Source organism: Coprococcus sp. RTP21428st1_C9_RTP21428_210409, assembly GCF_040227395.1.
Classification (GTDB): Bacteria; Bacillota; Clostridia; order Lachnospirales; family Lachnospiraceae; genus Coprococcus; species Coprococcus aceti.
Map to the genome: position 1 here is coordinate 1 of NZ_JBEHVV010000102.1, position 7194 is coordinate 7194.

Below are 7194 nucleotides of genomic sequence, written 5' to 3' on the forward strand. Positions count from 1 at the left end.
CTCTGGTATAGTATGAAGCACTCCTGCCATCACCGCTCTTAAGCTTGACAACCAGCATATACTCCATATCCTGCTTGAGATCCATTCTCGCACTTATATCAAGCACATCGTAGCCATCAGTTCCCGAGGCCGCCTCCAGATCACCCTTCTCTATAAGGGAATCTCCGGATATCGACCTGATCTCATACGAATACGACGCATCCTTAAATGCATCATTCTCCACCATTATCTCAAGATTCTTATTCTCATCTATCGGCGTCACAGAGTCCCTGAGAAGTGTGAGGTCGACCTCCCCTGTATAACCATGCATACAATTGAGAAGCGAATCGCCATAGCACACATAAGCTAATGGCAGCTTTGCATCCTTCATCTCCGCAGCCAGATTCTTGTAACTTCTATTCTGAAATATATTGACCAAATATATTGTGACCACAAATATTGCTGCCATCACAAGTATTCTTACAAGTACATTTATTTTCTTCTTCACTTAATAAAACCTTCTTCTACGTCTTCTATGCCTGTCGCGTCTCATACAGAATTCATTGCACACAAGCAGTTCGATTATATTTCTCATAACACAATTGGCGCATCCGGGTCCCTCTGGAACATATGGCGGTTCCTCGTACGAAGCTTCACCTGCCGAAGCCATTCCTGCATAACAATCCTCCGATATCTGCCCACTTTCGCTCAGATCATCGTACACCCTTCGCGCAACACGGCGCATCTCTTCTCTGTCAGGATATTGAACAAGCATCGGACTGCCCTCATACTCGAGCTTGTCACACTCCTCCTCCACGGCCATACTGACCTTTCGGAGTTCTTCCGGGTACATCTCCTTCATGTACTCAATATCCCTCATCATTTCATCTGTCCCATCATCACAGTCAGGAAGCATGATTCCTGTCGAACTCATACTGTATCCACCAGTCTCACCCATACCGGGTATCACAGGTGTCTTGATATTATAGACATTTCCATCCCTTATAAGCCCCCTGAGGTTTTCATCGTCCGGGCTGTAAGGAATATACTTAAATTCTTCACTCATACAAATCTCCCTATCTGCATTGTTGTGTGTCTATTACATAGATATGCAGATGGGGAGAATGTGTGAATATCTCTGTTACTTTTTTCAGAGCTTACTTTATCTGTCTCCGAATGAGATGCCAAGTGTTCTTGCCTCGCTGATGATGTCGTCATCAGGAGATACGTATTTGAGCTTTCCTGCACTCTCTGAGAGTGGGATAGCTGTAACCTTGTTGTCAAGGAATACAACAAGCTTTCCAAAATCCTTTGCCTTTATGAGCTCTGCTGCCTTTGCTCCAAATCTTGATGATATGACTCTGTCATATGCATCCGGACTTCCACCTCTCTGGGTATGTCCAGGTATTGCTATTCTTATATCCTGTGTTGTGTACGCCTTGAGCTTATCAGCCAGCTCATACGCAACTGATGGATATGGATTGTTGGCTATCGCTTCTTTTCTCTTCTTCTTTGGAAGCTCTGCGATCTCCTTCGGAATAGCACCTTCGGCAACTGCAACTATCGTGAAGCCCTTGTTGTCCTTTGTTCTCTTGTCTATAGCCTTATATACCTTATCGATATCGTATGGGATCTCCGGGAGCAGGATCACATCTGCGCCACCGGCGATTCCGGCGTGGAGAGTTATCCAGCCAACCTTGTGGCCCATAATCTCAACGATAAAGATTCTGTTATGCGATGCAGCGGTTGTGTGGATACAGTCTATTGTCTGGGTCGCTATATCAACAGCACTCTGGAAACCAAATGTCATGTCAGTTCCCCACAGATCATTGTCTATGGTCTTTGGCAGACCGATGACATTGAGTCCCTCCTCACTGAGGAGATTTGCGGTCTTCTGTGAACCATTTCCACCTAAAACGCACAGGCAATCCAGCTTCAGCTTCTTATAGGTATCCTTCATGGACTTTACCTTGTCCAGACCATCCTCAGTTGGCTCTCCCATGAGCTTGAATGGCTGTCTTGAACTGCCGAGGATCGTTCCACCCTTGTTGATAATACCTGAGAAATCAGCCGGCTTCATCTTGATATAGTTGCCTCTTATGAGTCCCTTGTAACCCTCAAGGAATCCATAGATCTCAACCTCGTCAAACAATTCATACAGACCCTTTGCGATTCCGCGCATAGTTGCATTTAATGCCTGACAGTCACCACCACTAGTCAAAAAACCTACTCTTAACATACTCTGCACCTCTTTCTTTTATTTTTCTTATGTACACAGACTGTCTGTATACATTATAAGTATACTCTTCCCTCAAGAGCCCTCAGAAGCGTAACCTCATCTATACACTCCAGATCTCCGCCTACAGGCACACCGCTTGCTATACGGCTGACCTTGATACCAGCCGGCTTCACAAGCTTTGATATATACATCGCAGTCGCCTCACCCTCCGGGCCTGAACCTGTAGCGATTATGAGCTCATCCACATCTTCATTCTGAAGCCTTCTCATGAGCTCGGATATCCTGATATCCGCTGGGCCGATACCCAGGGCAGGATTTATAACTCCGTGGAGCACATGGTAAACACCATCAAACTGTCCTGTTCTCTCATATGCCGCCAGATCCCTCGGGGTCTCCACCACCATTATCACCTTGTGATTCCTGTTTGGTGAACTGCATATAGGACATACCTCCCTGTCAGTTATCGTGTAGCAACAACTGCAGTATTTTATGTTCTTCTTTGCATTCACAATGGCATCGGATAACGCCAGCGCCCTCTCCTCAGGCATACTGATTATGTGAAACGCCAGTCTCTGAGCCGTCTTGGAGCCTATTCCCGGGAGTCTTCCCAGCTCTTCTATAAGTCTGTTTACTTCTCCTCCATAAACTTCCATTAGAACGGCAATCCTCCAAGTCCCATTCCACCTGAGATCTTGCCCATACTGCTATTGTAGTCATCCTCCTGTGCTCTCAGTGCCTCGTTCACAGCCGATATGATAAGATCCTCAAGTGTCTCTATATCATCAGGATCAACAACCTCAGGATCAAGCTTGATCTCCATGAGTTCCTTCTTACCTGACACCTTTGCAGTGACAACTCCTCCACCTACAGATGACTCATACACCTTATCCTCAAGTGTCTTAGTTGTCTCCTCCATCTGCTTCTGCATCTTCTGTGCCTGCTTCATAAGATTGTTCATATTACCAGGCATCATACCTCCTGGGAAACCGCCTCTCTTAGCCATTACAATAGTCCTCCTTATTCTGATTAAATAATTTATAATATGATATCATCATTTCTTATCTATTGGAAAGTTGATCTTGTTCAGGTTCAGTATATTCTCCGTCTCAAGCCTTCCATTATCACTGTGGGAATTCCTTGTACAAAGTATCTCAAATTCAATCTCTCTTCCAAGATATTCCTCGATCACACTCTTCACATGCTCCACATTCTCAGGCTTGTCAAAGTATAACTTCGGCATATCGTCATCCGTCAGCGGGATCATGAGCAGAAGTCTTCTGTGATCATCGGACAGTATGAGCTTCGTCCTTATGGCCGGATCAGCATCATTTCTCTTGAGATATCTTCTCGCAGGAACCGACAGCTTCTCCAGTATATCATTCCAGTTCTCCGCAGCTCTCTGCAGATCCTCGAACTCTGCCTTTGGAAGCTCCATTGCCAGCTTGTCCTGATATTCCTTCATGCCCTTCTGATCTATCACATCGTCAGCCGGGCTTACGGGGGCAGCACTTTGAACTGGCGCAGCCTGTATGCCATTTGCCTCAAGGTCATCAAGCTTCTTCTCAAGCATCCTTACCCTCTCAATCAGACTTGTGGTATCAACCTCCATCTGTGGTCTGCACAGCTTTATGACAGCCATCTCAAGCACTATCCTCTTCTGTGAGGAATACTTGATGCTGGCGGCTGTATCCGAGAACACGTTTATATATCTTACTATGGTGCTCTCCTCCATATGACCGGATATCTCTCTTATGCGTTCCAAATTCTCCTTGGTCATATCCAATCTGTCGCCCTCCGCCGAGGACAGCTTGACAACGAGTATGTTCCTGAGAAACCATGTAAATTCATTTACGAAACGGCCAAGCTCACGTCCCTGCCACACAACTTCGTCAACCACATCTATTGCATGTTCAACATCAGATTCCAGCACGCACTCCAGAAGTCTTGCAAATGTATCTATGTCCACAGCTCCTATGGTCTCAAGCACATTATCATATGTAAGCTTCTGTCCGAGATTGAATGCAACGCACTGATCCAGAATAGACAAGGCATCTCTCATGGAACCATCACCGGACTTTGCGATATAATCTATCGCCTTCTTATCCGCATCAAGTCCCTCCCTGTTCATAAGATCCTCCAGTCGATCCGAGATGACATCCACCGGGATACGTCTGAAGTCGTACTTCTGACACCTTGACGATATGGTTATAGGTATCTTGTGGGACTCCGTGGTAGCCAGTATGAATATTACATATGATGGCGGCTCCTCGAGAGTCTTTAACAGAGCGTTGAACGCTCCCGGGGACAACATATGAACCTCATCTATGATGTATACCTTATACTTGCCCTCAGTAGGAGGATATGCTACCTCCTCCCTTATCTGCCTTATATTGTCAACACCATTGTTGGAGGCTGCATCTATCTCAATGACATTAAGCGATGATCCATCCGATATGGCTCTGCAACTTGCACATTCATTACATGGGCTTCCGTCCACCGGATGCTCACAGTTACATGCCTTGGCAAATATCTTGGCGATCGAAGTCTTACCTGTTCCTCTCGTACCGCAAAATAAAAAGGCATGACCAAGTCTATCATTCTTAATCTGGTTTCTAAGAGTGGTAACTATATGATCCTGCCCCTTTACCTCGTCAAAAGTATCAGGTCTCCATTTTCTATATAAAGCTACATACGACATCACCAATACCTACCTTTGTATCATAAAACTCATACAGACTATTATATCTGAATTTACATTTTATATCAATCAGATAAGCAATATTTGAATATGGTATTGCCTGGTGCCTATACACAGAACATCTCTGTCCGCAAGCTGCCAGCTCCTGCCCGCCGGAAGCCTGATCCCATTTATGACAGTTCCATTTGTGGAATCAAGATCTTCGACATAGATCTTCTCTGCATCCTCGTATATCCTTATGTGCCTTCTACTGACGCTGATATCCTCTATAACCTGATCCGCCTGTCGTCTGTCCCGCCCCAATACAACTCCCTCCGGCGTCACCGGAAATTCAGTAGCCACAATGCCTCCGTCTTCGATCAGTCTCACAGACAGTCTCTGCTCCTGTGCGGACTCTCTGCCATCGAGATTATGCTGTGTAAGCAGGGTTGTACAGTCATCCTCCGAGCCAAGCACCGTGGTATCGCCAGGTATTTCGTCAGCCAAACTTACATGTTCCAATGCATCAACATTCTGTTTTTTAGGTCTTCTGTTTTCATCTTCCTCCGCATATCGCAGCTCTGAGCACTCCACGCCCTCCTGTCCCCGCCGTTCATCCTCAGCAGCAGACAGCTTCCTCTTCATCTCCACATAGACAAATAACTCCACGGACAGCACGATGAGTGCCAGCATTATAAATCTCACATCCGCCGCATGCCCCTGTATATAAAATTGAACAGCCGCTATTCCCGTAAATGCCGCCACAGTAAATCCTATGAGTATGAAAAATATCCTATCATATTTGTTTTTCTCCGTTGTCGGTATCGTCAACGCCGCCGCACTGCTTTGATCCGTTCCGAACACCTCATCCATCAAAAGCTCCTGCTCACGGGCCGCAGCCAAAGATTCCACATTTCTTTTTCTATTGCCGGAGCAGCATTTTTCCTGCTCACGGGCAGAGACCTCATCCACATATTTCTGCATCCGCTCCATGTCATAATTTGCCGACACCACCATGTCATATATCTCATACATAAAATCCACAAGCTCAGTGTCCCTGTGATCTACCCTCTTTATGATCTTCTCCACAAGATTCTTTATTCCCATTCTGACATCCGTTCCCTGTCCCGGCACATACACGTATCTGAAACTCTTCTCTGCATCCGAGTAAAATATCTTGTCGGATTCTATCAGAAGATTGTCCGGCTCAAGCATGTATTCTCCCGTCTCCATGACCACACTGCACAACGATCTTATGAGAGCAACAGCCTGCTCCATGGACATTATCCCCCTGTCAGATATATCGTCCAGGCTCTTCATGCCATTTATTTTGCAGTATATGAACATATCTCCGTTGATGGCCCTGAATTCCGGCTGTATTATTCCCTCGACAAAATTATTGTACAGCATGTCCGTCTCATAGGAATTTATGGCTGCTGCACTGACCTCCACCACAAAAAAAGTGTTAATTCCCTCTACCTGGCAATAACTTACCATATTCCTGCCACCTCCTAAGTTCATTTCCTACATCCCTTATCTCCTGTCTGGCCGCAGTCTTTCTGTCACATCTGCCGTCATCTATCAATATCTGTATCCCCGGAAATGACTCTCTGTAAGTTATCTCCGCAACCAGATTCTTCCCATTCATGGCCATTTCCGCATTCACACCATCGGCACATATCACGGTCTCGGATACATTTGTGGACATCGCTTTCTCTGCACTGTCCGTATCCCCCTCACCACTCTCATTGATCCTGTATTCCTCTCGGTTGTACAGTACCAGATATGCCTCCCCCGATGCCGCCGCATGGTTAAACGCTATAAACAACATGTTCATCACCACAAACACGGCACACACAAGTATCGGTGTTATCAGGCACATCTCCAGAACTATAGATCCATTGTCATCCATATATCTGACTCCTCCTGTCTTTTCTTCTCTTCTCCTATCTTTTCCCGCACTCAGAGCACTGAGGAAGTCCCCCGCACTCTGACTTTTTCTTTCTGTATATCGTCCGCTTCAAGCCGGAGCAGCCCAGCGAATAGTGATATTTGTCTCCCTGTTCAGTGACATAGATCACACCATTGCTTTTATATCTTCCACAGATCCTGCACGCCGAAAGCCCGGAATATCTGTCATCCAGAACCTCCCCACTCACGCTTCTCACAGATATCCTGATATGGTAACAGCTCCGCGAGTTGTGGTACACCGAACCATTCTCAGCCACATACACATACTCATCATCATCGTCATCATCCTGCGACCTGTCATATCCCAGGTACGCCCTCTGTCTTATCC

At 46.0% G+C, this 7194-nt stretch carries 7 protein-coding genes and 2 pseudogenes; all 9 read right to left on the reverse strand.

The annotated features are described in order from the left end of the window. Positions 1 to 487 (reverse strand): annotated as a pseudogene (locus ABUA34_RS13420) (hypothetical protein); the annotation flags it as partial. Next, a complete protein-coding gene (locus tag ABUA34_RS13425) occupies positions 488 to 1045 on the reverse strand; it encodes a hypothetical protein (RefSeq protein WP_015534283.1) in 558 nt (185 codons plus the stop codon). A gap of 96 nt (positions 1046 to 1141) precedes the next feature. Continuing rightward, the gene (locus ABUA34_RS13430; RefSeq protein WP_015534284.1) at positions 1142 to 2218 is read right to left on the reverse strand and encodes a 6-phosphofructokinase; all 1077 of its coding nucleotides are present in this window, start codon (positions 2216 to 2218) and stop codon (positions 1142 to 1144) included. 53 nt (positions 2219 to 2271) lie between these two features. Then, positions 2272 to 2871: a recombination mediator RecR gene (gene recR / locus ABUA34_RS13435; RefSeq protein ID WP_022217523.1), complete on the reverse strand. Its 600-nt coding sequence runs from the start codon at positions 2869 to 2871 to the stop codon at positions 2272 to 2274. Continuing rightward, on the reverse strand, positions 2871 to 3221 hold the full coding sequence (locus ABUA34_RS13440) for a YbaB/EbfC family nucleoid-associated protein (protein WP_015534286.1): 351 nt from the start codon (positions 3219 to 3221) through the stop codon (positions 2871 to 2873). Before ABUA34_RS13440 ends, recR begins: the two co-directional genes overlap by 1 nt. 48 nt (positions 3222 to 3269) lie before the next feature. After that, positions 3270 to 4916, reverse strand: a complete 1647-nt coding sequence (gene dnaX, locus ABUA34_RS13445; RefSeq protein WP_349823476.1) for a DNA polymerase III subunit gamma/tau — start codon at positions 4914 to 4916, stop codon at positions 3270 to 3272. A gap of 69 nt (positions 4917 to 4985) precedes the next feature. Continuing rightward, complete coding sequence (locus tag ABUA34_RS13450) at positions 4986 to 6392, reverse strand: DUF6382 domain-containing protein (RefSeq protein ID WP_022217522.1); 1407 nt, start codon at positions 6390 to 6392, stop codon at positions 4986 to 4988. After that, on the reverse strand, positions 6361 to 6807 hold the full coding sequence (locus tag ABUA34_RS13455; protein ID WP_015534289.1) for a hypothetical protein: 447 nt from the start codon (positions 6805 to 6807) through the stop codon (positions 6361 to 6363). The genes ABUA34_RS13450 and ABUA34_RS13455 overlap by 32 nt, the downstream gene beginning before the upstream one ends. A 34-nt stretch (positions 6808 to 6841) precedes the next feature. Further along, a pseudogene (locus tag ABUA34_RS13460) lies at positions 6842 to 7194 on the reverse strand (pilus assembly protein); the annotation flags it as partial.

Bases quoted from the DNA above. Each gene is read 5' to 3' on its own strand.
- ABUA34_RS13425 (WP_015534283.1), bottom strand. From the start codon at position 1,045: ATGAGTGAAGAATTTAAGTATATTCCTTACAGCCCGGACGATGAAAAC.
- ABUA34_RS13430 (WP_015534284.1), bottom strand. From the start codon at position 2,218: ATGTTAAGAGTAGGTTTTTTGACTAGTGGTGGTGACTGTCAGGCATTA.
- recR (WP_022217523.1), bottom strand. From the start codon at position 2,871: ATGGAAGTTTATGGAGGAGAAGTAAACAGACTTATAGAAGAGCTGGGA.
- ABUA34_RS13440 (WP_015534286.1), bottom strand. From the start codon at position 3,221: ATGGCTAAGAGAGGCGGTTTCCCAGGAGGTATGATGCCTGGTAATATG.
- dnaX (WP_349823476.1), bottom strand. From the start codon at position 4,916: ATGTCGTATGTAGCTTTATATAGAAAATGGAGACCTGATACTTTTGAC.
- ABUA34_RS13450 (WP_022217522.1), bottom strand. From the start codon at position 6,392: ATGGTAAGTTATTGCCAGGTAGAGGGAATTAACACTTTTTTTGTGGTG.
- ABUA34_RS13455 (WP_015534289.1), bottom strand. From the start codon at position 6,807: ATGGATGACAATGGATCTATAGTTCTGGAGATGTGCCTGATAACACCG.